19 protein-coding genes are annotated in these 23,661 nt (G+C 74.8%); 4 read left to right on the plus strand and 15 right to left on the minus strand.

Annotation, left to right across the window (positions count from 1 at the left end):
* Positions 1-86: 86 nt before the first annotated feature.
* Entirely contained in the window at positions 87-1,556 is a 1,470-nt protein-coding gene (gene pdxR / locus ACY0MR_RS14770; protein WP_404079356.1) for a MocR-like pyridoxine biosynthesis transcription factor PdxR, read from the minus strand.
* 46 nt (positions 1,557-1,602) lie between these two features.
* Here pdxR and ACY0MR_RS14775 point away from each other — a divergent pair, with 46 nt between their 5' ends.
* Positions 1,603-2,127 (plus strand): carboxymuconolactone decarboxylase family protein, encoded by a 525-nt coding sequence (locus ACY0MR_RS14775; RefSeq protein ID WP_392861913.1) that lies wholly within the window; start codon positions 1,603-1,605, stop codon positions 2,125-2,127.
* A 187-nt stretch (positions 2,128-2,314) separates the two neighbouring features.
* Here the strand turns inward: ACY0MR_RS14775 and ACY0MR_RS14780 are convergent, their stop codons facing one another.
* From ACY0MR_RS14780 to ACY0MR_RS14795, 4 genes are all read right to left on the minus strand, one after another.
* Positions 2,315-3,304, minus strand: coding sequence for a malate dehydrogenase (locus tag ACY0MR_RS14780; RefSeq protein ID WP_361856764.1), 990 nt, complete (start codon positions 3,302-3,304; stop codon positions 2,315-2,317).
* A 200-nt stretch (positions 3,305-3,504) separates the two neighbouring features.
* On the minus strand, positions 3,505-4,809 hold the full coding sequence (locus tag ACY0MR_RS14785; protein WP_473561107.1) for a helix-turn-helix domain-containing protein: 1,305 nt from the start codon (positions 4,807-4,809) through the stop codon (positions 3,505-3,507).
* Positions 4,810-5,065: 256 nt separating this feature from the next.
* Entirely contained in the window at positions 5,066-5,716 is a 651-nt protein-coding gene (locus ACY0MR_RS14790) for a DUF3017 domain-containing protein (RefSeq protein WP_404079362.1), read from the minus strand.
* A 1-nt stretch (position 5,717) separates the two neighbouring features.
* On the minus strand, positions 5,718-6,578 hold the full coding sequence (locus ACY0MR_RS14795; protein ID WP_404079364.1) for a bifunctional methylenetetrahydrofolate dehydrogenase/methenyltetrahydrofolate cyclohydrolase: 861 nt from the start codon (positions 6,576-6,578) through the stop codon (positions 5,718-5,720).
* Positions 6,579-6,827: 249 nt separating this feature from the next.
* Here ACY0MR_RS14795 and ACY0MR_RS14800 point away from each other — a divergent pair, with 249 nt between their 5' ends.
* Positions 6,828-7,430: a hypothetical protein gene (locus tag ACY0MR_RS14800; protein WP_388792825.1), complete on the plus strand. Its 603-nt coding sequence runs from the start codon at positions 6,828-6,830 to the stop codon at positions 7,428-7,430.
* A gap of 60 nt (positions 7,431-7,490) precedes the next feature.
* Here ACY0MR_RS14800 and ACY0MR_RS14805 read toward each other — a convergent pair whose 3' ends face one another.
* From ACY0MR_RS14805 to purN, 3 genes are all read right to left on the minus strand, one after another.
* Positions 7,491-8,945, minus strand: coding sequence for a DUF2079 domain-containing protein (locus ACY0MR_RS14805; protein ID WP_473561792.1), 1,455 nt, complete (start codon positions 8,943-8,945; stop codon positions 7,491-7,493).
* Between the two features lie 178 nt (positions 8,946-9,123).
* Positions 9,124-10,689: a bifunctional phosphoribosylaminoimidazolecarboxamide formyltransferase/IMP cyclohydrolase gene (gene purH / locus ACY0MR_RS14810; RefSeq protein WP_388792823.1), complete on the minus strand. Its 1,566-nt coding sequence runs from the start codon at positions 10,687-10,689 to the stop codon at positions 9,124-9,126.
* Entirely contained in the window at positions 10,664-11,293 is a 630-nt protein-coding gene (gene purN, locus ACY0MR_RS14815; RefSeq protein ID WP_388792821.1) for a phosphoribosylglycinamide formyltransferase, read from the minus strand. The genes purH and purN overlap by 26 nt, the downstream gene beginning before the upstream one ends.
* A 368-nt stretch (positions 11,294-11,661) precedes the next feature.
* Between purN and ACY0MR_RS14820 the strand changes: the two genes are divergently transcribed.
* On the plus strand, positions 11,662-12,429 hold the full coding sequence (locus tag ACY0MR_RS14820) for a hypothetical protein (RefSeq protein ID WP_473561110.1): 768 nt from the start codon (positions 11,662-11,664) through the stop codon (positions 12,427-12,429).
* 32 nt (positions 12,430-12,461) lie between these two features.
* Here the strand turns inward: ACY0MR_RS14820 and ACY0MR_RS14825 are convergent, their stop codons facing one another.
* Positions 12,462-14,051: a cell division protein PerM gene (locus ACY0MR_RS14825; protein WP_473561112.1), complete on the minus strand. Its 1,590-nt coding sequence runs from the start codon at positions 14,049-14,051 to the stop codon at positions 12,462-12,464.
* A gap of 119 nt (positions 14,052-14,170) precedes the next feature.
* Here ACY0MR_RS14825 and ACY0MR_RS14830 point away from each other — a divergent pair, with 119 nt between their 5' ends.
* Positions 14,171-15,535 carry a sigma factor-like helix-turn-helix DNA-binding protein gene (locus ACY0MR_RS14830; protein WP_473561114.1) on the plus strand — a complete coding sequence of 455 codons (1,365 nt, stop codon included), beginning with the start codon at positions 14,171-14,173 and terminating at the stop codon, positions 15,533-15,535.
* A gap of 107 nt (positions 15,536-15,642) precedes the next feature.
* Here the strand turns inward: ACY0MR_RS14830 and sucD are convergent, their stop codons facing one another.
* The 6 genes from sucD to ACY0MR_RS14860 form a co-directional block, all read right to left on the minus strand.
* Positions 15,643-16,527, minus strand: a complete 885-nt coding sequence (sucD, locus tag ACY0MR_RS14835; RefSeq protein ID WP_361858496.1) for a succinate--CoA ligase subunit alpha — start codon at positions 16,525-16,527, stop codon at positions 15,643-15,645.
* Positions 16,528-16,546: 19 nt separating this feature from the next.
* Positions 16,547-17,725: an ADP-forming succinate--CoA ligase subunit beta gene (gene sucC / locus ACY0MR_RS14840; RefSeq protein WP_033210588.1), complete on the minus strand. Its 1,179-nt coding sequence runs from the start codon at positions 17,723-17,725 to the stop codon at positions 16,547-16,549.
* Between the two features lie 485 nt (positions 17,726-18,210).
* Positions 18,211-19,440: a VWA domain-containing protein gene (locus ACY0MR_RS14845; RefSeq protein ID WP_473561116.1), complete on the minus strand. Its 1,230-nt coding sequence runs from the start codon at positions 19,438-19,440 to the stop codon at positions 18,211-18,213.
* Positions 19,437-21,827 carry a DUF5682 family protein gene (locus ACY0MR_RS14850; protein ID WP_473561118.1) on the minus strand — a complete coding sequence of 797 codons (2,391 nt, stop codon included), beginning with the start codon at positions 21,825-21,827 and terminating at the stop codon, positions 19,437-19,439. The genes ACY0MR_RS14845 and ACY0MR_RS14850 overlap by 4 nt, the downstream gene beginning before the upstream one ends.
* Complete coding sequence (locus tag ACY0MR_RS14855; RefSeq protein ID WP_388792808.1) at positions 21,824-22,981, minus strand: ATP-binding protein; 1,158 nt, start codon at positions 22,979-22,981, stop codon at positions 21,824-21,826. Before ACY0MR_RS14855 ends, ACY0MR_RS14850 begins: the two co-directional genes overlap by 4 nt.
* Positions 22,982-23,120: 139 nt before the next feature.
* Entirely contained in the window at positions 23,121-23,534 is a 414-nt protein-coding gene (locus tag ACY0MR_RS14860) for a hypothetical protein (protein ID WP_361858510.1), read from the minus strand.
* Positions 23,535-23,661 lie beyond the last annotated feature (127 nt).

Genomic DNA, 23,661 nt, shown 5'->3' on the forward strand with positions numbered 1-23,661 from the left:
CCACGCCCCGGCCGTCGAGCGCTCCCCGGACCGGGCCGAGGCTCCGCCGACCGCTCGCGGGGCGGCGGCGGGGCCCGCGCCCGTCCTCACGGAAGCGTGCGGAGAAGGGCCTGGAGCGCGCCCTGCCAGCCGCTGTCCGGGGGTGTCCCGTAGCCGACGACGAGGCCGTCCAGGGTCGCCGGCACCGTCGGGCGGCGGAACTGGTTCACGCCCTGGACCGCGAGGCCGTTCCAGGCGGCGGCCCGCAGCACGTCCTGCTCCGTGCCGGGCGGCAGGGCCAGGACGGCGTGGAGACCGGCCGCGATCCCGCTGACCCTCGTCTCCGGCGCGTGCGCCGCCACCGCCGCCACCAGCTGGTCGCGGCGGCGCCGGTAGCGCAGCCGCATCGCCCGTACGTGCCGGTCGTACGCCCCCGAGGCCAGGAACTCCGCGAAGGCCAGCTGGTCCGGCGCGCCGGACACCCAGTCCACCGCCCCCTTCGCCGCCACCACCTCGCCCACCAGGCTCTCCGGCAGCACCATCCACGCCAGCCGCAGCCCCGGGGCGAGGGACTTGCTCGCCGTCCCGAGATAGACGACCCGCTCGGGATCGAGGCCCTGGAGGGCGCCCACGGGCTGCCGGTCGTACCGGAACTCCCCGTCGTAGTCGTCCTCCAGGACGAAGCCGCCCGAGGCCCGCGCCCAGTCCACGACCGCCGCGCGCCGGTCCGGGGGCAGGGCGCCGCCCAGCGGGAACTGGTGGGCGGCCGTCATCAGGACGGCCCCGGCCGAGGCGAGCGGACCGGACTCCCCGACCAGGGTGCCCCGCTCGTCGAACGGCAGCGCCGGGGTCCCGAGCCCGGCCCCGGTCAGGAGGTCCGCGTGCAGGCCCAGCCCGTACGACTCCACCGCGACGTCCCGGACACCGCGGCTCCGCAGCACCTGTCCGACCAGCATGAGACCGTGCACGAAGCCCGCGCAGACGACGATCCGCTCGGGGCGGGCGTACACGCCCCGCGCGCGGGCCAGGTACTCGGCGAGGACGGTGCGGAGTTCGATCCGGCCGCGCGGATCGCCGTAGCCGAAGGCCTCGTTGGGGGCTGCGGTGAGCGCCCGCCGGTACGCCTTGAGCCATTCGGCGCGCGGGAAGGACGCCAGGTCGGGGGTGCCGGCCCTGAGGTTGTGCGCGGGCGCGGAGGGCCGCGGAAGGGCACGGCCGGAAGCGGAGCCGACGGGGACCGGCCCCGGCCGGTGCTCCACGCGCCGGAGCGCGCGCGGGGGCTCGGGGCGGCGCGCCTCCGGGCGCCGGGGTTCGGCGCGGCGGGCGACCCGGGTGCCGGAGCCCTGCCGGGCCGTGAGCCAGCCCTCGGCGACGAGTTCGGCGTAGGCGTCGGCGACGGTGTTGCGGGCCATGCCCAGGTCGGCCGCGAGCGAGCGGGAGGACGGCAGCCGGGTGCCCGCCGCCAGCCGCCCGCTGCGGACCGCCTCGCGGAGCGCGTCCATGAGCCCGGCCCGCAGCCGTGGTCCGCGCAGTTCGAGGTGGAGATCGGCCCCGAAAGTGGCCCACTCGTCAGCCATGGGAATGGACCATACTCCTGAGCCACCGGCTCGTACGGTGAAGGACATGAGCACGCACACGCACCCCACGGACACCCTCGGCACCGCCGCGCCGACCGCGTACGCCCCCGAGCACGCCCCGCGCCTCCCCCTCGCCGAGCGCGTCCCCGAGTTCTACCGGGCGATGCTGCGCCTGGAGACGGCGGCGGCGAAGGACGTCGACCCGACCCTCTACCACCTGATCAAGATCCGGGCCTCGCAGATCAACCACTGCGCCTTCTGCATCGACATGCACACCAAGGACGCGCTGGCCGAGGGCGAGACCGTCGAGCGGATCGTGCAGCTGTCCGCCTGGGAGGAGTCCCGGCACTTCTACACCGAGCGGGAGCTCGCCGCCCTGGCCCTGACCGAGGCCGTCACCGTCCTCACGGACGGCTTCGTCCCCGACGAGGTGTACGCCCGCGCCGCGCGGCACTTCGACGAGACCGAGCTCGCCCGTGTCATCGGCGCGATCGTCGTCATCAACGCCTGGAACCGGATCGCCGTGTCCACCCGCATGACGCCGGGCCACTACACCCCGCGCGGCGCGTGAGCGGCACGGCGGCCGCGGCGAAGCCCCGCGGGGGCGCGACGGGCCGCTGACGGCGTGCGCCGCCGCCGGGCGCGTACGCGGCGGGCGGCTCCGGCGGCGGGCGTCCGTCCCCGGGCACGAGAACGGCGCCCCCGCGCCGTACGGTCGGTCGTACGGTGCGGGGGCGCCGGGCGCGTGGAGCGGGGACTCAGATGAGGCCGAGCTCGCGGACCGCGTCGCGCTCCTCGGCGAGCTCCTGCACGGAGGCGTCGATGCGGCCGCGCGAGAAGTCGTTGATCTCCAGGCCCTGGACGATCTCGTACTTCCCGTCGGTGCAGGTGACGGGGAAGGAGGAGATGAGACCCTCCGGGACGCCGTACGAGCCGTCCGACGGGATGCCCATGGAGGTCCAGTCGCCCGCGGCGGTGCCGTTGACCCAGGTGTGGACGTGGTCGATGGCGGCGTTCGCGGCCGAGGCGGCGGAGGACGCGCCACGGGCCTCGATGATCGCGGCGCCGCGCTTGGCGACGGTCGGGATGAAGGTGTCGGCCAGCCACGCCTCGTCGCTGACGACCTCGGCGGCGTTCTTGCCGGCGATCTCCGCGTGGAAGATGTCCGGGTACTGGGTCGCCGAGTGGTTGCCCCAGATGGTGAGGCGCTTGATGTCCTCGACGGACGCGCCGGTCTTGGCCGCGAGCTGCGAGAGCGCGCGGTTGTGGTCCAGGCGGGTCATCGCGGTGAAGCGCTCGGCCGGCACGTCCGGGGCCGCGGCCTGGGCGATCAGGGCGTTGGTGTTGGCCGGGTTGCCGACGACGAGGACCTTGATGTCGTCCGCGGCGTGGTCGTTGATGGCCTTGCCCTGCGGCTTGAAGATGCCGCCGTTGGCGGCGAGCAGGTCACCGCGCTCCATGCCCTTGGTCCGCGGGCGGGCGCCGACCAGCAGCGCGACGTTGGCGCCCTCGAAGCCCTGGTTCGGGTCGTCGAAGATGTCGATGCCCTTGAGCAGCGGGAAGGCGCAGTCGTCGAGCTCCATGGCGGTGCCCTCGGCGGCCTTCACGCCCTGCGGGATCTCGAGGAGGCGCAGCTTGACCGGCACGTCCGCGCCGAGCAGGTGGCCGGAGGCGATGCGGAAGAGCAGCGCGTAGCCGATCTGGCCGGCCGCGCCGGTCACGGTGACATTCACGGGAGTGCGGGTCATGGCGATCTCCGTAAGACAGCTGGCGGTGGGGGTCCCTGCCCCTGGTGCGGGATAGCTCTCTTGATCGATCGGTGTCTCGACATGAAGAGATATCCAGCGGTCAGGCTATCCGACCCGGGCCCCGCTCAATCCCCACCCCCTTGTGGTCCGGCTCACTGCCGCCCGCCCGCACGGCCGCCGCGGGCCGTCCGCGCGGGCGTTCACGGGCCGGTGGTGCAGCCTTCGCCGCCGTCCGCGAGCAGGCCGCAGGCCTGGGCGGCCGCGCCGGGGGGAACCGCGACCATCGGCGTGTACGCGTCGGTCCCCGTCGCCACCGTGTCGGCGCCCTCGGCGACGGTCGCGCTCCGCTCGGCGTCCCCCACGCGGATCGTCACCGTGTCCCGGGGCGCGCCGCCGCTGAGCCGGGCCCAGGACGCGCCGCAGGTCTCGCTGTGGCGGACCTCGACCTGCGCCCCGCCGACGACGGCGCGGGCGACGGTCGTGGCGAGCGGGCCGCCGCACCCCATCTCCTCCGGGTCACGGCCCGTGCAGTCGCTCCCCGCGCACCGCACGCCCGGCGGGAGGTCGGCGGGCCGGGTGGTGGGCGGGGCCGTGGTGGTGGTCGGGGCGGCCGCCCGGTCGCCCCCGCCCGGCCCCTCGGAGCCGCCGAGGTCGACGAGGAGCAGGGCGGCGGTGACGACGAGCAGCGCGCCGACGATCCCGGTGGCGTAGAGCAGGACCTTGCGGCGGCGGGAGTCGGGGGTGCGCGCGGGGGCCGCGCCGGTCGTCGGTCCGGGAAGGTGGGGCGGGGGAACGGCGGTGGAGGGCCGCGGGGCGGTGAAGGCGGGGTCCCCCTGCGGCGGGCGGGCGGGGGTACGGGACGCGCCGTGGGCGCCGGGGGTGCGGGGCTCGCCGTGGGCGCCGGGGGTGCGGGCCTCCCCGACGGAGCCGGGGGCACGGGGCTCGCTGGTGGGGCCGGGGGTAGCGGGCGCAGGGGGCTCCGCCGTGGAGCCCGGACCACCCGGACCGCGGGCCTCCCCCGCCGGGCCCGGAACACCGGAAGCCCGGGCCACGCCGGTGGCACCGGCAACGCCCGGACCGCCGACCCCCTTGCCGCCCGGGGCGGCCGCTGCCCGGTCGGGCCGGTCGATGCGGCGGATCTGGAGGGTCCGGTCCGGGGCGGGGCCATCGCGGTGGCCGCCGTCCCCGTCCACGGGCCCGGCCGCACGACCGTCACCGCCCGCGGTCCCCGGAGCGATGCGGGCCCAGGCGCGCTCCGCGCGCTCCCAGTCGGTCGCGAGGCCCGCCGGATCGCTTCCGGTCACCTCGGCGAGGGCCACGACCGCGCTGCGGGGCGCCGGCCGGCGGGCGTTCAGATAGGCGTCCCAGGCGGAGCGCTCGCGCCCGGTGCGCTCGGCGACGGCAGTGACGCCGAGACCGCTGCGCTCGATGAGGCGGCGGAGCCGTTCCGTGAACGCACGGACGTCCGGATCGAGTTCCTCCGGCAGCGCCTTCCAGCCAGGCATGGCGGTCCCCCTTGTCCCGTGCCTCCCGGGTCTCCCCCGCTGCACCGAAGGATGGCAGGTCCTCGGGCGATGCGCGCCCCCGGATGCGTACCCGAGGTACCGGAATGGTCACTTCCGTGCCACAGCGCCCTGCCGGACCTTGAACCGACCTTGGCACGTACATGACCCTGGAACGCAGCGGTGCCCGCCCTCCCACGGGGGAGAGGGCGGGCACCGCGTCACAGCTCGTCGGGGCCGCCGGGAAGCGGGGCGCCCGTCAGGTGACCGTCAGATGGAGGATGTCCTCCAGGAACGGGATCTTCAGCCAGGGTTCCGGCTGCACCATGAGCGCGAGCAGCACGATCAGGCCACCCATCACCCCATACGTGATCATGTCCGTGAAACGGGACCGGACGGCGAGCATGCCCACCGAGGGCAGCATCCGGCGCAGCACGGCCCCCGCCAGGAGCGCCGCACCGACCAGCATCGTGCCGATCCGGAAGGACTGCGCGAAGGCGTCCGTCCCGACCACGAGCAGGCCGATGCCGGCGAGGCCGAGCACGGTCAGCAGGGGCCACTGACGGGCGGGCGCCGGGGCGTCGCTCGGCGCCGCCCGGCCGCCGCCCTCGGGCCGCGCGGTGTCGGTGGTGAGGATGGGCGCGGGCCGCTTCCAGACCGCGGAGCTGAGGACCGGACCCGATACGGCCGCCGGGCCGGGCGCGGTGTCGTCCGCCGAGGCGCCGGCGGTACCGGGCTCCGTGGCGCCGGGCTCCGTGGCGTCGTCGGCAGGGGCAGGTGGCGCCGGGGCGTCGGCGCTGCCGTTCCCCGCAGCACCGCCGCCGCTCGTGCGTCCCGCCGCACCAGCGCTGCCGTTCCTCGGGGCGTCGGCCTCCGGGGTCCCGGACGCGCCCGGGGTCCCGGGTGTCACGTCAGAGCGCCGCGGCCGCGCGCTCGGCGGCCTCGACGACGTTGACGAGGAGCAGGGCGCGGGTCATCGGGCCGACGCCGCCGGGGTTCGGGGAGATCCAGGCGGCCACCTCGGAGACGCCCGGGTCCACGTCGCCGAGGATCTTGCCCTCGTCGTTCCGGGAGACGCCGACGTCGAGGACGGCCGCGCCCGGCTTCACGTCCTCGGCCTTGATCAGGTGTGGCACGCCGGCCGCGGCGACGATGATGTCGGCGTTGCGCAGGTGAGCCGAGAGGTCCCGGGTGCCGGTGTGGCACTGGGTCACGGTCGCGTTCTCGGAGCGGCGGGTGAGCAGCAGCGGCATCGTGCGGCCGATGGTGACGCCGCGGCCGACCACCACGACCTCCGCGCCGTTGATCTCCACGCCGTGCGCGCGGAGCAGGGCGATGACGCCGTTCGGCGTGCAGGGCAGCGGCGCGGGCTCGTTGAGGACGAGCCGGCCGAGGTTGGTCGGGTGCAGGCCGTCGGCGTCCTTGGCCGGGTCCATGAGCTCCAGGACGCGGTTCTCGTCGATGCCCTTGGGGAGCGGCAGCTGCACGATGTAGCCCGTGCAGGCCGGGTCCTCGTTGAGCTCCCGGACGACCGCCTCGATCTCCTCCTGGGTGGCGGTGGCGGGCAGCGTGCGCTGGATCGAGGCCAGGCCGACCTGCGCGCAGTCGCGGTGCTTGCCGGCCACGTACTTCTGGCTCGCCGGGTCGTCGCCGACCAGGAGGGTGCCGAGTCCGGGTGTGACGCCCTGCTCCTTGAGGGCCGCCACACGGACGGTCAGATCGGACTTGATCGCGGCTGCGGTGGCCTTGCCATCGAGAATCTGGGCGCTCATGGAGACATCCTCCCGGATGACCCCCGCCTTGTTCCAATTCGCTCGCACCGGGCGGCCGGTCACGCTGAGCGACGGGTTGCACTTGCACAACTCCGCCGGGTATCGACTGGACAAAAAGTCGACGTTGCGACCACGATGATCGGCGAAGTACCGCGGAAAGTGCCGGGGGGAATCCGCTCACATGCCGTGAAAAGTCCTCCGCGCGGGCCGCGTCGTCCCCGCACGAGAATTTCACGGAGGAATCCCGCGATGAGCTTCGGTGACCCGAACAACCCGTACGGCCAGCCGCAGGGTCAGGGCCAGGGCCAGCAGCCCGGTTACGGCTACCCGCAGCAGGCCCCCCAGGGCGTGCCGCCGCAGCAGGGCTACGGCTACCCGGCGGCCCCGCCGGTCTCCCCGTACGGCGGGGGCGGCTACCCGGGCGTGGCCATGGACATGCCCGGCGGGGTGAAGTCCGCCCGCGTGATGCTGTGGATCCTCGGCGCGTTCAACCTGCTCGGCGGCATCGCCGCGATCGGCATCTCCTTCGCGGTCGACAGCGAGCTCGACAAGTCCGGCTCCTCGTCCGCCGACGCCCAGGCGTTCGCCGACATGGGCCAGGGCATCCTGATCGGCGCGGGCATCGTCTCGCTCATCTTCGCCGTGCTCGGCATGGTCCTCGCCGCCAAGTTCAAGTCCGGCGGCAACGGCGTCCGCATCGGCGCGATCGTCTGGTCCTCGTTCGCCGTGCTCTTCAGCATCTTCTCGCTGCCGCTCGGCATCGTGAGCCTCGTCCTGGGCGTCCTGATCATCGTCTTCGTGGCGAAGTCGGACGGCTCGGCCTGGTTCAACCGCAACAAGCAGCAGTACTGATCCACCCGACGACGGGGGCCCGGTTCCGCACGGAACCGGGCCCCCGTCGCGTCCGCCGGGTCAGACCCGCTTGAGGACCGCGAAGCCGTCCGAGCGGTGGGTGATCTCGTACCGCGCCTCCGGATGCAGTTGCGAAGCCAGCAGCTCCGGGTCGGAGACCTGCTGCGACCAGCCGCGCAGGTCGAAGGCGAGATAGTCCGGGGTGGCGCCCTTCGAGGTGCCGACCCAGTAGACCCGGTGGTCCGCGGTGAGGTGGGCGAGGAGCGAGACGTCGGCCTCCACGCTCGCGCCCTCGGGCACCGCGTCGACCGCCGCCCGCGCCTGCTCGGCGCGGACGTCCGACCGGTACGTCTCCGGCTTCGTCAGCTCCCGCAGCGGCAGGTTCGCCGCGAGGACCAGCGCGACCGCCGTCGCCACGGGGACGGCGACCTTCCCGTACGCGGCGAGCCACGCGCGCGGGGAGGTCCGCACCGCACGGACGCCGTCCACCAGGGCCAGGAAGACCACCGGCATGAGGATGGCGCTGTAGTGCCAGTGCATGCCCCAGTGGTTGGGGTCCTGGGAGAGGAAGCGCCAGCCGAGGGTGGGCAGCACGAGCAGGACCAGCGGGGAGCGCAGCGCGAGGAAGCCGGTGATGGCGAGCAGGTAGAACACCATCTCCCAGCGCTCGCCCGAGCCGAGCGCGTCGCCGATGACCTGGCCGAAGGAGGTGTCGGTGCCCTGGCCGGTCTTCTCGATCTTCGACCAGTAGTCGTACTCGCCGACCCGGCTCGCCGCCGGGATCAGGACCAGGACGGTCAGCGCGAACGCCGCGGCGCCGAAGCCGGCCAGGGCGGCGCCGAGCCGCTTCCGGCCCTTCAGGAAGAGGACCACGCCGACCATCGACACGGTGAGGCCCATGTCCTCCTTGACGAGGACGAGCGGCGCGGCCCAGGCGGCCGCCGCGGTCCAGCGCCCGAGGAGCAGGGCCCGGCAGGTCAGGGCGAGCATCGGGACCGCGAAGGCGATCTCGTGGAAGTCGGACTTGACGGCTTCCTGGAGCCCCCAGGAGAGCCCGTAGGCGAGCGCGAGCCCGATGCCGGCGGCCCGGCTGCCGAGGATCTGCTGGGTGGTGCGGCCGACGACGACGGCGCCGAGCGCGAAGAGCGCGGCCTGCGCGAACAGCAGGGAGGCCGGCGAGGACCAGACCCAGTACAGCGGCGCGAGGAGGGCCGTGACGGGGCTGAAGTGGTCCCCGAGTATGTGGAAGCCGGGGCCCTTGATGTCGACGACGGGGGCCCGGAACTCGGCGTACGCCCTGACGGACTGCCCGAAGATCCCGAGGTCCCAGGACGGGGTGCGGAAGTGCGCGTACTGCACCCAGGAGTAGAGGAAGTACAGGCCGCACAGGACGCCCGCGAGGATCAGGTACGGGCGGAGCGGGGCCGGTGCGAGGCCGTCCGGCGAGGCGCTGCCGGCGGCGTCGGGAGCACCGGTGCCGGCCTCCTCGGCCAGCCTGTTCTGTACGTCCAACACCACGCCCCCACTACCAGTGGTCGACAAAAGAGCAACCCATTAGACCAGAGACCACCCGATCGGCGGACCTGCCGCCGTCGGGCCCGGTCCCCGCCCTCCCGCGCCGCCGCGGAACGCCGACGGGCGGCCCCCGGCCCCCCGCGGAGGGGATCGGCGGGCCGCCCGTGGCCTGCGCGGCTCAGTGGAAGAAGTGGCGCGTCCCCGTGAGGTACATCGTCACGCCGGCCTTCTTCGCGGCCTCGACGACGAGCTCGTCCCGCACCGAGCCGCCCGGCTGCACGACCGCCTTCACACCGGCCGCGGTGAGGATCTCCAGGCCGTCCGGGAAGGGGAAGAAGGCGTCCGAAGCGGCGTAGGAGCCGCGCGCCCGCTCCTCGCCCGCCCGCTCGACCGCGAGCTTCGCGGAGTCGACGCGGTTGACCTGGCCCATGCCGACGCCGACCGAGGCGCCGTCCTTGGAGAGCAGGATCGCGTTGGACTTGACCGCGCGGCAGGCCTTCCAGGCGAAGGCGAGCTCGGCGAGCTCCTCGGCGGACAGGGCCTCGCCCGTCGCCAGGGTCCAGTTCGCCGGGTCGTCGCCCTCGGCCTGGAGGCGGTCGGTGACCTGGAGCAGCGCGCCGCCGTCGATCGGCTTGACCTCGACCGGGTTGCTCGGGGCGCCCTCGGCCTTCAGGACGCGGATGTTCTTCTTCTTGGCCAGGATCTCGACGGCCCCGTCCTCGTACGCCGGGGCGACGATGACCTCGGTGAAGATCTCCGCGACCTGCTCGGCCATCGCGACCGAGACCGGGCGGTTGACGGCGATGACGCCGCCGAACGCGGACAGCGGGTCGCAGGCGTGGGCCTTGCGGTGCGCCTCGGCGACGTCAGCGCCGACCGCGATGCCGCACGGGTTGGCGTGCTTGATGATCGCGACGCAGGGCTCGGTGTGGTCGTACGCGGCCCGGCGCGCGGCGTCGGTGTCCGTGTAGTTGTTGTACGACATCTCCTTGCCGTGCAGCTGCTCGGCCTCGGCGAGGCCGCCCGTGCCGTCCACGTACAGCGCGGCGCCCTGGTGGGGGTTCTCGCCGTAGCGCAGGACGTTGTTCCGCTCGTAGGTGGCGCCCAGGAAGTCGGGGAAGCCCGAGTCGTCGGCGGCCGCGTAGTCGTCGGCGAACCAGGCGGCGACGGCCACGTCGTACGCCGCGGTGTGCTGGAAGGCCTCGCCCGCCAGGCGCTTGCGGGCGGTCAGGTCGAAGCCGCCGGCACGGACGGCCGCGAGGACGTCGCCGTACCGCTCGGGGCTGGTGACGATCGCCACGGACGGGTGGTTCTTGGCCGCCGCGCGGACCATCGACGGGCCGCCGATGTCGATCTGCTCGACGCACTCGTCGGGGGTGGCGCCGGAGGCGACGGTCGCCTTGAACGGGTAGAGGTTCACGACGACCAGGTCGAAGGGCTCCACACCGAGCTCGGCGAGCTGCGCGCGGTGCGACTCCAGGCGCAGGTCGGCGAGGATGCCGGCGTGCACGCGCGGGTGGAGGGTCTTGACGCGGCCGTCCAGGCACTCGGGGAAGCCGGTCAGCTCCTCGACCTTGGTGACCGGAACCCCGGCGGCGGCGATCCTCCCCGCCGTGGAGCCGGTGGAGACGAGCTCGACACCGGCCTCGTGCAGACCGCGGGCCAGCTCCTCCAGACCCGTCTTGTCGTAGACGCTGACCAGCGCGCGGCGGATGGGCTTAACGGTGTCCGTGTTCACCGACATGAACCTTTCGTCCCTCAATGCGGTAGCCGTGCCGGGCGAGGCGCCCCACGACGTCGACGAGCAGTGAGCGCTCGACTTCCTTGATGCGCTCGTGCAGAGCGGCTTCATCGTCCTCGTCCCGCACCTCGACCACGCCCTGGGCGATGATCGGGCCGGTGTCGACACCGTCGTCGACGAAGTGGACGGTGCACCCGGTGACCTTCGCGCCGTAGGCGAGGGCGTCACGCACCCCGTGGGCACCGGGAAAACTGGGCAGCAGGGCCGGGTGGGTGTTGACGACCCGACCGCCGAAGCGGGCGAGGAACTCCTTGCCGACGATCTTCATGAAGCCGGCCGAGACGACCAGGTCCGGCTCGTACGCGGCGGTGGCCTCGGCGAGGGCGCGGTCCCACTCCTCGCGGGTGGCGTGGTCCTTCACCCGGCACACGAAGGTGGGCAGTCCGGCGCGCTCGGCGCGCTCCAGACCGGCGATGCCGTCGCGGTCGGCGCCGACCGCGACGATCTCCGCGCCGAACCCCTCGGGGTCCGCGGCGATGCCGTCGAGGAGGGCCTGAAGATTGGTACCGGAACCGGAGACCAGGACGACGAGGCGGGCGGCAGCCACTGGGTCACTCTTTCCGTGGTGTTTGTACGGTCGTACGAACGAATCGTGCCGCTCGATACGGGGAACCCTACGAATGGCTCGACCGTCAGCAACGATACCGGCACACCGGACGGCCCCCACGGGACGGGGGCGGAGCAGGGCGGTAGCGTCAAGGTCCGACGCCGGACGCGGACCCCGACCAGCACCGGTCGGAACGCGGACGGCGCGGCGGACGACGAGCACGGAGCGGTTCGCGGACGCGGCACGGCAGGGGCACCCGCGGCAGCAGGCGGGCGCACCGGTGCGGCGGTTCGCAGCAGGAGACGAGACAGCAGCGGAGACCACGGGTGCGGCCGTGGTCCTGACGACAGAGGGAAGACGTTCAGCTGATGCCGGAACGCCAGTCCACGGACGACAACAACCCGTTCGCGCCGCCGCCCGAGGGCAGGCCGGACCAGCCGTGGCAGCCGCGGCGACCGGAGGGCCCCGACAGCCCGGACGACGAATCGTCCGGCTCCGGGTCGTCGGGGCCGTCCGACGGCCGCTGGAGCCCGCGCCAGCCGGGCCGCTCGGACGACGGCTTCGGCCGCGGGCCCGAGCGGCAGGGCGGCGGCCCGGAGGGCGGGCCGGGCCAGGGCGGCGGCGGCCAGGGCGGCGGCGGGCGCGGGCTCCGCTGGGACCCGACGGACCCGGCGCAGCGCCGCGCGCGGTACGCGATCCTCGCCGGCATGTGGGCCTTCTTCTTCGCCGTCTTCGAGATCCCGGAACTGGCGCTGCTGCTCGGCGCCCTGGGCCTCTACTGGGCGATCAGCTCGCTGCGCGCCAAGCCGGCACCGGCCGGCGGGGTGTCGCCGACATCACAGTCGGCGGGCGGGCCGGCGGCCCAGCCCCCGGGACAGGCACCCGGGCAGCCCGTCGGCCGGCCGTCGGGCCAGGGCGCCACGGCGGCGCCGCTCCGCTCGATGCGGACGGCCGCGATCAGCGGCCTCGTCGCGGCGAGCGTGGCCCTGATGATCGTCGCGGTCGGCTTCACCATGCAGGTCGTCTACCGCGACTTCTACGAGTGCCGTGACGACGCCCTCACCCATGCGGGCCAGCTGGCCTGCAACGACCTCCTCCCGAAGCCGCTGCGCGCGGGCTTCGGCGTGCGGGAGTAGCACCCGGACCGCGCCTCGGGGCGCCCCGCCGGTCAGGCCGGGCCGCCCCGGTCGGCGGGCGGCGCCGGGCGCGGTGGCGGCGCGGTGGGCTCCCAGGCCGCCGGGAGGTAGTCGTAGGGCTCGAACGCGGCGTCGCCGTAGGGGTCGTAGTCGGCATAGGCGTCACGGGCCGGGTCGCCCCCGCGTCCGGCCCCCGCTCCGGCCTCCTTCGACCCGGCGGCGCCCGCGGCCTCCGAGGCGCCGTGGTCCGAGGTCCCCGAAGCCCCCGCCGCCTTCCCCCCGGAAGGCGGCGGGGGCTTCTCCGACTCCGCGCCCCCGGCCTCCGGCCCGTCGGGGGACGACGGGCCGCCGGGGACGGAGCCGGCCGCGGGCGTCTCCGACGCCGCCACCGCCCGGCCCGCCGAAGCCTCCGCGGGGACCGGGAGCGGCTTCGGCCGCGGGACGCGTCGGCCCCAGGCCCGTACCGCCAGGGCCACCGGGACCCCGACGCACGCCCCCCACAGGACCGCCGCCGCGCCCGTCTGCCACCACACCGGGCCGAAGGCCGACAGCCGGGCCGTACCGAGCGGTCCGCCCGCGGCGGCCGACAGCACGGCGATGACCGCCCCGCAGGCCCAGGCCGCGCCGAGGGCCGTCAGGGTCGTGTCCCGGGCCGTCCAGGTGCGCGCCGCGCGGCCCACCCGGCCGCCCTGGAGCAGGGCCGCCGCCAGCGGGACCGCCACGGCCGCCCCCTGCGTCCAGCCGCCCCGCCCGTCGTCGGGCAGCGCGGCGAGCAGCGGGAACGGCGGCGCGGCCGGGTCCCCGACGAGGCCCAGCGGGGTCGCGAAGGCGCCGGTGCCGAGGGCGAAGCCGGGCCCGAGCCCGTACGCGGTGCCCCAGACCGCCATGTTCGGCAGCAGCGCGAGGACCAGCAGCAGCACCGCGATGCGCCCGGACCACTCCCCCGTGAGGGCCGTGAGGGCGGTCTGCGCCTCGCCCGCGTGCCGGGCGAGCGAGACCGCGGCGACGACCGCGCCGCCGCCGAGCAGGGTGACGAGGCCGAGTCCGGTCGCGCGCAGGGCGGCGGCCGCCTGCCGCTGCGCGGGCAGCGGGCGCCCCAGCGCCGTCCAGGCGCCTGCCCCGGCCGCGCCCAGCACGAGCGGGGGCAGCCACATCCCGGCGGCGAGCAGATCGGCGGGCAGCGGGCCGCTCGTGCCGTAGAGCACGACCACGGCGGCGACCAGGAGGTATCCGCCGGCCACGGCCCCGACGGCGGATGCGGCGGACGGCCGACGGCGGTCGTCGTCGACCGCGTCGAGGGTGTCGCGGGTGGCCCGGTGGAGCAGCCAGACGGGCAGGACGGCCAGCAGCATCGGCGCGACGCCGAGGGGCGCGGGCAGCCCGGACAGGGTGTCCGTCCGGACGAGGTCCACTCCGTGCGCGAGGAGCCAGAGACCGGCGGCCAGGTGCAGGGCGCCGCCGGGGCCGCTGTCGGGGTACGGGGAGCCGATCCAGGCGGCGACGACCAGGACCGCGAGGGCGCCGAGGCCGAGTCCGGCGGCGACCCCGCCCCGGACGCAGGCCAGGGCGAGCGCGGCGGAACGGCCGCTCTGGACCAGGGGGTGCTCGGTCACATGGGTCACGGGGCCATGCTCCCAACGACACGCGCTTTTGCCGCGTAACAGGCAAACATCCGCTGTGTCGCTCAATATACGTTTATGTACTTTTCCGCCCACAGCAGCTCTGCGGGAGGTCGACACCGATGAGCCGGAGCACCGCGGATTCCGCATCCTCCGCCACCCTGCCGACCCCCAAGGAGCGGCGCAGGTTGCGTGAGGCCCTCGCCCTGAGCGAGGAGCAGGTCGCCGAGGCCATGGGCGTCACGAAGGCCACGGTCAGGTCATGGGAGACCGGGCGTTCGACACCCCGGGGCCGCAAGCGCGAGGCGTACGCGAAGCTGCTCGGCACGTCCGGGCCGGCCGACGCGTCGGCCCCCTCGCCTCCCCCGGACGGGGCCGACGAGCCCGAACAGCCGCGGTCCGGGCCGTCTTCACCCGTTCGGCCGCAGGTCCCGGCGAAGGACCGGCCGCAGGTCCCGTCCAGGGACCGGCCGCAGCCGCCCGCCGCCGCCCCCGCGGCGCACGTCCGCCCCAAGCCCGCCGCCAAGCGGGCCGCGAAGCCGCCCCGGGCCCCCTCCCCGTCTCCCGCCATCACCGCGGCCCCCGCCCGCAAGGGCCCCCCGAGGCCCCAGGAGCGGCTGAAACCGGTCGCCGCCGCGGCCCCGTGGATCGCGGAGGAGCGGCCCGCCGGGCCCCCCGCCGTACCGGGAGCCACCGCCGAGGAGGCGTTCGACGAGCTGTACGCACGAGCGGCGCCCGGCCTCGTCCACCAGACGTACCTGCTGACGGGCCGGCGGCGGCTCTCCCGCGAGGCCGTCGAGCAGGCCTTCCACCGCGCCTGGGAGCACTGGCCCGAGGTCGCCGTCGACGCGGACCCGGTGGGCTGGGTGCGGGCCACGGCCTACGAGTACGCCCTCTCCCCCTGGCACCGCCTGCGCCGCACCCACAAGCACCCCGACGCGCCGCCCACCGAGGCGGGCCGGCGGGCCCTGCTCACCGCCCTCCTCGAACTCCCCGCGCCCTACCGACGCACCGTCCTGCTCTACGACGGGCTCGGGCTCGACCTGCCGGAGACGGCGGCCGAGACCGAGGCGAGCACGCCCGCCGCCGCCAACCGGCTGCTGCACGCCCGCACGGTCCTCGCGAAGAAGGTCCCCGAGCTCGCCGAACCGGAGGTCCTGCACCGACGGCTCGGCTCGCTGGTCGCGGAGGCGCCGACCACCACCCTGCCGGCGGCCCGCGCCGTCCGGTCGGGCAGTGAGCGCCGGGCGCGGACCTGGACCCGTGCGGTGCTGGGGGTGACGGCGGTCCTCATCGGCGTCACCGGCTTCGCGGCGGCGACCGCGCCGACCCACTACATCCCGGTGAACGCCCCCGGCGAGACCGTCAACGGCGTCCCGGTGCGGGGCGGCCCGGAGAAGCTCCGCCCGGAGGACCTGGTGCTCCGCGACAAGCTGCGCTCCCAGCCGAACCCGGGCCCGGAGCGGCTGGTCCCGGCCGCCGAATGACCCCGCGCCGGCCGGCGCACGCGAGAGGGCCCCGCCCTCGCCCGGAGTCCGGGCGGGGGCGGGGCCCTCTCGTACGGCTACCGCGGAGTCCCGCGGCGACCGGTCGCTCAGCCCGCGAGGATGGCGCGCGCGAGCTTCGCCGTCTCGGTCGGCGTCTTGCCGACCTTGACGCCGGCGGCCTCGAGGGCCTCCTTCTTCGCCTGGGCGGTGCCGGAGGAGCCGGAGACGATGGCGCCGGCGTGGCCCATGGTCTTGCCCTCGGGCGCGGTGAAGCCCGCGACGTAGCCGACGACCGGCTTGGTGACGTTGGCCTTGATGAAGTCGGCCGCACGCTCCTCGGCGTCGCCGCCGATCTCGCCGATCATGACGATCAGGTCGGTCTCGGGGTCCGCCTCGAACGCCGCGAGGGCGTCGATGTGCGTGGTGCCGATGACCGGGTCGCCACCGATGCCGACGGCGGACGAGAAGCCGATGTCACGGAGCTCGTACATCATCTGGTACGTCAGCGTGCCGGACTTCGAGACCAGGCCGATGCGGCCCGGCTTCGTGATGTCGCCCGGGATGATGCCGGCGTTGGACTGGCCCGGGGTGATGAGACCGGGGCAGTTCGGGCCGATGATGCGGGTCTTGTTGCCCTTCGCCTGCGCGTACGCCCAGAAGGCGGCGGAGTCGTGGACGGCGATGCCCTCGGTGATGACGACGGCCAGCGGGATCTCGGCGTCGATCGCCTCGATCACGGCGGCCTTCGCGAAGGCCGGCGGGACGAAGAGGACCGAGACGTCGGCGCCGGTCTCCTTCATCGCCTCGGCGACGGTGCCGAAGACCGGGACCTCGGTGCCGTCGAAGTCGACGGTGGTGCCGGCCTTGCGCGGGTTCACGCCGCCGACGATGTTGGTGCCGTCACCCAGCATGAGCTTGGTGTGCTTCATGCCCGTGGCACCGGTCATGCCCTGGACGATGACCTTGCTGTCCTTGGTCAGGAAGATAGCCATGGTGTTCTGACCTCGTCCCTTACTTCGCAGCCGCGAGCTCGGCGGCCTTGTCGGCCGCGCCGTCCATGGTGTCCACACGCTGCACGAGCGGGTGGTTCGCGTCCGACAGGATCTTGCGACCCAGCTCCGCGTTGTTGCCGTCGAGGCGCACGACCAGCGGCTTGGTGACCTCTTCGCCCTTCGAGGCGAGGAGCTCCAGGGCCTGGACGATGCCGTTGGCGACCTCGTCACAGGCGGTGATGCCACCGAAGACGTTGACGAACACGGACTTGACGTCCGGGTCGCCCAGGATGATCTCCAGGCCGTTCGCCATGACCTCGGCGGAGGCGCCGCCGCCGATGTCGAGGAAGTTGGCCGGCTTCACGCCGCCGTGGTTCTCACCGGCGTACGCGACGACGTCCAGGGTCGACATGACCAGACCGGCACCGTTTCCGATGATGCCGACCTCGCCCTCGAGCTTGACGTAGTTGAGGTTCTTGGCCTTGGCGGCAGCCTCGAGCGGGTTGGCTGCGGCCTTGTCCTCGAGCGCCTCGTGGTCGGGCTGGCGGAAGTCGGCGTTCTCGTCGAGAGACACCTTGCCGTCCAGGGCCAGGATGCGGCCGTCCTTGGTCTTGACCAGCGGGTTGACCTCGACGAGGAGCGCGTCCTCGGCGACGAAGGTCTTCCACAGGGTCACCAGGGCCTCGGCGACGCCCTCGGCCACGTCGGCCGGGAACTTCGCCAGGGCCACGATCTCGCGGGCCTTCTCGATGTCGACGCCGTCCACGGCGTTGACCGGGACCTTCGCGAGGGCCTCGGGGGTCTTCTCCGCGACCTCCTCGATGTCCATGCCGCCCTGCACCGACGCCATCGCGAGGAAGGTGCGGTTGGTGCGGTCGAGGAGGTACGAGACGTAGTACTCGGCCTCGATCTCCGGGGACAGCTCGGCGATCATCACCTTGTGGACCGTGTGGCCCTTGATGTCCATCCCGAGGATGTCCGTCGCGCGGGCGACGGCCTCGTCCGGGTTCGCCGCCAGCTTCACGCCGCCGGCCTTGCCGCGGCCACCGACCTTCACCTGCGCCTTGACGACCGACTTGCCGCCAAGACGCTCGGTGGCCTCGCGCGCCGCCTCAGGCGTGTCGATGACTTCACCGGCCAGCACCGGTACACCGTGCTTGGCGAAGAGGTCCCTCGCCTGGTACTCGAACAGGTCCACGCGCGTCCGTCCCTTTTCTGATGATCGCGGTTCGTTGTCTGCGTGGGCGTGCCGCGGAGGGCAACGTGACTGCACTGTCACAAGGGAGGCGTACACGGTGTCCGTGGACGCGGCATGTCCGTCTCGCAGGTTATCGCCGAGGGCCGTGGGTCCCTAAATCGCAGATCACAACGGAGCGGTGATACGGGTCACAGGGTGTAGGGGCCACGGGGTCGCCGGCGGGGGCCGCGGAGGGGCGCCGCGCGGCCTCCGCGGCAGGCGGGGCCTGGCCTCCCGGCCCCTCACGACGCGCCGTGAGCAAGAGTGAGGGCCGCCCGGATACCTCTGTGATATGGGACTCAATGAGGCGTGGAACACCCGAGCGGGTGGTCCGGCGACGACGGATTCCGCATCCGCCCCCCGGAGGGACTCCGGACGCACACGGGACGGCCGGGGCGGCGGACGGGTGCCCTCGCGGGGCGGCGGACGGGGCGGGCGCGGGGCCGTCAGACCGCGGGTACCGGCAGCGGGCGCTTCTCCAGGGCCGCGGCCATGATCTCCGGGAACAGGTCGGGCGTGCAGGCGAAGGCGGGGGCGCCGAGCGCGGCGAGCGCCGCCGCGTGGTCGCGGTCGTAGGCCGGGGCGCCCTCGTCGGAGAGCGCGAGCAGGGCGATGAACTGGACGCCCGAGGCCTTCATCGCCGCGACCCGCTTCAGCATCTCGTCGCGGATGCCTCCCTCGTACAGGTCGCTGATGAGGACGACGACCGTGTCGGCGGGCCGGGTGATCTTCGACTGGCAGTGGGCGAGGGCGCGGTTGATGTCGGTGCCGCCGCCGAGCCGGGTGCCGAAGAGGACGTCGACGGGGTCGTCGAGCCGGTCGGTGAGGTCGACGACGGCGGTGTCGAAGACGACGAGCCGGGTGGCGATCGACCGCATGGAGGCGAGGACGGCGCCGAAGACGGAGGCGTGGACGACGGAGGCGGCCATGGAGCCGGACTGGTCGACGCAGAGCACGACCTCCTTCCGGATCGCCTGCGAGGCCCGCCCGTGGCCGATCAGCCGCTCGGGGACGACCGTGCGGTGGTCGGGCAGGTAGTGGGCCAGGTTGGCGCGGATCGTCCGGTCCCAGTCGATGTCCCCGTGGCGCGGGCGGCTGATCCGGGCAGAGCGGTCGAGGGCGCCGGTGAGGGTCGCGCGGGTGCGGGCGGCGAGGCGCTTCTCCAGGTCGTCGACGAGCTTGCGGACGACGGCCCGCGCGGTCTCCCTGGTCGTCTCGGGCATGGCCTTGTGGAGGGAGAGCAGCGTGCCGACGAGGTGGACGTCCGCCTCGACGGCCTCCAGCATCTCCGGCTCCAGGAGCAGGGTGGCGAGCCCGAGCCGGTCGATCGCGTCGCGCTGCATCACCTGGACGACGGACCGGGGGAAGTACGTGCGGATGTCGCCGAGCCAGCGGGCTACGGAGGGCGCCGAGGCCCCCAGTCCGGCCGAGCGCTCCCGCCCGGCGCGCTCGCCCGGTCCCTTGGCGCCGTAGAGCGCGGTCAGGGCACCGTCCATGGCGGCGTCGGTGCCGGTCAGCGCACGGCCGGTACCGTCGGCCTCCCCGCCGCCGAGGACGAGCCGCCAGCGGCGCAGCCGCTCGTCGTCCCCGGTCCCCGCCCGCGGTCCGGCGAGGGGTCCGGCGAGCGGTCCCGTGGTGCCGCCCGGGGTGGTGCCGGTGGTCGTGCCGGTGCTCATACGAGGGCCTCCGTGCCGAGGACGAGGTGGAGGACGGGCAGTACGGCGTCCGCCCGGTCCGGGTCGGGGTCGGCCGCGAAGCCGGGGACGCCCGGCAGGGCGTGGCCGGGCCCCCCGGTCCCCGGGCCGCGGGCGACCAGTTCCCCGAGGGTGCGGCGCACCCCGGGCTCGTACGCGGCGAAGGTGCGCCGCAGCAGCGGCAGGACGCCGGTGAAGGCCTCCGCCGGGACGCCCGTGAGCCAGGCGTCGACCAGTCCGAGGAGCCGTTCGTCGTGGACCAGGAGCAGCCCGCCGCCGGAGGCCCCGCCGGCGAATCCGTCGATCCAGGCGGCGGCGTCGGGCGGCGGGGTGCCGGGCGAGAGGGCGCGGCTCATGAGGACGGCGGCCTCGTCGACGGCGATCCGGCCCTCGTCGAGCAGCAGCCGGGCGGCCCGGCCCCGGAGGACGCCCGGGATCCGGTCGCGGTCGGCGAGGCGGCGCAGGACGCCGGCCCAGCGGTCGGCGAGCCCGGCCGCCCCGGGCAGCAGGGCGAGGGCCCGGTGCACCTCGTCGATCCGCTCGCGCATGGCGGCGGCCGCGTCGGGGTCGAGCCCCGCGCAGGCGGGCGGCAGGCCGACGCAGATCCGTTCGGCGAGGCCGGCGGCGACCTCGCCGAGGGCCTCCGTCCGGGTGCCCCGGACGTCGCCGTAGCGCAGGGCGCGGGCGAGCGCGGGAAGGGCCTGAGCGAGATGGGAGACGTCGGTGTCGAGCGCGGCCCGGTCGGCGAGCGCCCGCATGACGACGGGCAGGGCGTCCCCGAGTCCGGCGAGGAGGCACTGCTCGGCGAGGGCGGTGATGTCGGCGAGGGTCGCCGCCCCCGCCGCCCGGGACCGCGCCCGGGCGGTGGCGGCGGCCTCGACGGTGGTGCCCCAGACGCCGGCCTCGGCGACCCGGACGTGCAGTTCGGGCTCCCAGCGCAGCCGCCAGCCCTCCCGGAAGGTGCCGGTGCCGGAGCGGCCGGTGGACGGCTCGCCCCAGCCGACGCCGAGGAGCCGCAGCCGGTGCAGGAGCCGGCTGCGCTCCCCGTCCGTGTCCTTGCGGAGGTCGAGGTCGAGGTCGCGCTCGGCGGCCTCCGGCTTGAGGCGCAGGGTGCGCTGGCGGCGGGCCAGGTCGCGCTGGAGGGGGACGGCGGGGGCGCCGGCCGGGACCTCGCCGAGGACGTCGCCGACGACGAGGCGGTCACGGACGAGGTCGAGCGGCACGTCGGAGCCCTCGCAGAGCACGGCGCGGACGGCGTCGGTCGTCTCGTCGAGGCCGGGGCGCGGGCGGCCGCGGAGGGCGGCGAGGCCTTCGGCGAGCCGGACCGCCTCGATCACGTGCGCGGGCGAGACCGGGTGGTCCTCGGCCCTGAGGAGTCCGGCGACCCGGGTCATCCACCGCTCGACGGGCCGGTCGGGGGCCGCGAAGAGGTGGGCGTACCAGCCGGGTGAGGCGATCCCCGCGCCGTATCCGGAGCGGCGGGCGAGCCTGCGGTGGGTCCAGGGGACCCAGGTCGTCTCGGTCTTCACCTTGGGCAGGCCCTTGAGCAGGGCCCGGTCGGCGGCGACGGTCGTCCTCCGGGTGAGGGCGGGGACGTGCCAGGCGCCGCACACGACGGCGACGGCGTCGTCGCCGAACTCCTTGCGGGCCGCGCGCAGCCGGAGGCGCATGTGGGCCTCGCGGACGAGGTCGCGGGGGTGTCCGCCGTGCCCGTGGGCCTCGCGGAGGGCTCCCATCGCCTCGGCGAGCGCCTCGAAGGGGGCGGTGGGGTCCTCGCCGCCGCGCAGTTCGACGGCGTCCTCCCACCAGCGCTCGGCGTCCTCGTATCCGGCGGCCGCCGCGAGTTCGGCGACGGGGTCGACCGGGGGGCCGCTCCCGGAAGCTCCGTCCTCCCCGTCGTCGCCGTCGTCCCAGGTGGGGTCGGCGGCCAGGGTGTGCGCGGCCGGCAGGTCGACGAACCGCACGGCGGCGCCCCGGTCGAGGGCCCAGCGGAGGGCGACCCACTCGGGTGAGAACGCGGCCATCGGCCAGAAGCCGGCCCGGCCGGGGTCGTCCACGGCGTGGGCGAGGAGGGCGACGGGCGGCCGCATGGCGGGGTCGGCGGCGAGGGCGACGAGGGCGTCGGCCTCGGTGGGGCCCTCGATGAGGACGACGGCGGGCTCCGCCGCGTCGAGCGCGGCCCGCACTCCCCGCGCGGACCCGGGCCCGTGGTGCCGCACTCCGAGCAGGAGCGGCCCGCCGCCGGGGGCGGCCCCGGCGCGCACCGCGGACGCGCGGGCGGGAGCGGGCGGCGAGGGGAGGGCGGACGGGGAGGCGGGGGAGGTGGGGGTGGGGGTGGCGCGGGAGTCGGCGGTGGACGGGGACGTCATCCGCTCACCTCGCGGCAGGCGCGGTAGAAGTCCTTCCAGCCGTCCCGCTCTCTGACCACGGTCTCCAGGTACTCCTGCCAGACGACCCGGTCGGCCGCCGGGTCGCGGACCACCGCGCCGAGGATGCCCGCCGCGATGTCCCCGGGGCGCAGGACCCCGTCGCCGAAGTGGGCGGCGAGCGCGAGTCCGCCGGTGACGACCGAGATCGCCTCGGCCGTGGAGAGCGTCCCCGAGGGGGACTTGACCCGCGTTCGGCCGTCGGTGGTGACCCCGTCGCGCAGTTCGCGGAAGACGGTGACGACCCGGCGGATCTCGTCGACGCCGTCCGGTACGGCCGGCAGCGCGAGGGAACGACCGAGCTGCTCGACCCGGCGGGCGACGATGTCGACCTCCGCCTCGGGGGTCGCGGGCAGCGGCAGGACCACCGTGTTGAAGCGGCGGCGCAGCGCGCTGGAGAGTTCGTTGACGCCCCGGTCCCGGTCGTTGGCCGTGGCGATCAGGTTGAAGCCGGGGACCGCCTGGACCTCCTCGCCGAGCTCGGGCAGGGGCAGGGTCTTCTCGGACAGGATCGTGATGAGCGTGTCCTGCACGTCGGCGGGGATGCGGGTGAGCTCCTCCACGCGCGCGGTCATGCCCCGGGCCATCGCCCGCATGACGGGGCTCGGCACCAGGGCGTCCCTGCTGGGGCCGTGGGCGAGCAGTCGGGCGTAGTTCCAGCCGTACCGCACGGCCTCCTCGGGGGTGCCGGCGGTGCCCTGGACGAGGAGGGTCGAGTCGCCGCTGACGGCGGCGGCGAGGTGCTCGGAGACCCAGGTCTTGGCGGTGCCGGGGACGCCGAGCAGGAGCAGCGCCCGGTCGGTGGCGAGGGTGGTGACGGCGACCTCGACGATGCGGCGCGGCCCCACGTACTTGGGGGTGATCACCGTCCCGTCGGGGAGGGTGCCGCCGAGGAGGTAGGTGGCGACGGCCCACGGCGAGAGGCGCCAGCGGGCGGGACGGGGACGGTCGTCGGCCGCGGCGAGCGCGGCGAGTTCGTCGGCGAAGGCGTGCTCCGCGTGCGGCCGCAGGACCTCGGTCGCGGCCTGCGGCCCGCCCGGTCCGGTGTCCGTCTCGGCACCGGACCGGGGCTGCGCGATGGTTTCGGGCACGGTCATGGATCCCCCTCCAGATCGTTCGATCTGCTGTGGGATCCACCGTGCACCATGCCACTGACAATCGGAGTCGCCGCTGGTCAGGGGCTGTTGGGGAGGTGAGGGGGAGTCAGTCCGCGAGGGCCGCTCCCGGGCGGTCGGGTTAGCCCACGACCGGGGAGACGGCGACGCAGCCGCCGGCCATGGCCGCCTCGGCCTTGGCCTCCTTGATGACCTTGCCCTGGTAGATGACCTTGCAGGTGAGGTCGGCCGGGGTCAGCGAGACCGGCATGACGGCCGGCGGCATGATGCCCTTCAGCGTCACCGTCTTCTTCCACGGGGTGGTCGGCTTCTTCTCCGACTCGGTCTTCGGCTCCATCGCGGTGCCCCCGCCCGCGTGGTAGTCGATGGACTCGATGCCCTGGCCGCTGACCTCGTACGTGACCTCGTAGGACTCGGTCACGGACTTGTCGACCTGGTCGACGGCCTTCTCCGCGGCCTCGGAACAGGCGCCGAGGCCGAGGGCGAGGCCGGCGACGGCGAGGGCCGAGACGGCGGTGCGGGCGGTGCGCTTCATACGGGTTCCCCCTGGGTGGTTCGCGCGGGTCGGTTGATCCCGCCCGACGATAGTAAAGGAAGGGTAAAGCGATCTTCGTCGGGGTCGCCGGAGGAGCCCGGCCGCCGGGCCGCCGGCGTTGTCAGTG

The organism is Streptomyces sp. JN8 (assembly GCF_055808075.1).

Coding starts and splice junctions, on each gene's coding strand:
- pdxR (WP_404079356.1), bottom strand. CDS start 1,556: ATGGCTGACGAGTGGGCCACTTTCGGGGCCGATCTCCACCTCGAACTG.
- ACY0MR_RS14775 (WP_392861913.1), top strand. CDS start 1,603: ATGAGCACGCACACGCACCCCACGGACACCCTCGGCACCGCCGCGCCG.
- ACY0MR_RS14780 (WP_361856764.1), bottom strand. CDS start 3,304: ATGACCCGCACTCCCGTGAATGTCACCGTGACCGGCGCGGCCGGCCAG.
- ACY0MR_RS14785 (WP_473561107.1), bottom strand. CDS start 4,809: ATGCCTGGCTGGAAGGCGCTGCCGGAGGAACTCGATCCGGACGTCCGT.
- ACY0MR_RS14795 (WP_404079364.1), bottom strand. CDS start 6,578: ATGAGCGCCCAGATTCTCGATGGCAAGGCCACCGCAGCCGCGATCAAG.
- ACY0MR_RS14800 (WP_388792825.1), top strand. CDS start 6,828: ATGAGCTTCGGTGACCCGAACAACCCGTACGGCCAGCCGCAGGGTCAG.
- purH (WP_388792823.1), bottom strand. CDS start 10,689: ATGTCGGTGAACACGGACACCGTTAAGCCCATCCGCCGCGCGCTGGTC.
- ACY0MR_RS14820 (WP_473561110.1), top strand. CDS start 11,662: ATGCCGGAACGCCAGTCCACGGACGACAACAACCCGTTCGCGCCGCCG.
- ACY0MR_RS14830 (WP_473561114.1), top strand. CDS start 14,171: ATGAGCCGGAGCACCGCGGATTCCGCATCCTCCGCCACCCTGCCGACC.
- sucD (WP_361858496.1), bottom strand. CDS start 16,527: ATGGCTATCTTCCTGACCAAGGACAGCAAGGTCATCGTCCAGGGCATG.
- ACY0MR_RS14845 (WP_473561116.1), bottom strand. CDS start 19,440: ATGAGCACCGGCACGACCACCGGCACCACCCCGGGCGGCACCACGGGA.
- ACY0MR_RS14850 (WP_473561118.1), bottom strand. CDS start 21,827: ATGACGTCCCCGTCCACCGCCGACTCCCGCGCCACCCCCACCCCCACC.
- ACY0MR_RS14855 (WP_388792808.1), bottom strand. CDS start 22,981: ATGACCGTGCCCGAAACCATCGCGCAGCCCCGGTCCGGTGCCGAGACG.
- ACY0MR_RS14860 (WP_361858510.1), bottom strand. CDS start 23,534: ATGAAGCGCACCGCCCGCACCGCCGTCTCGGCCCTCGCCGTCGCCGGC.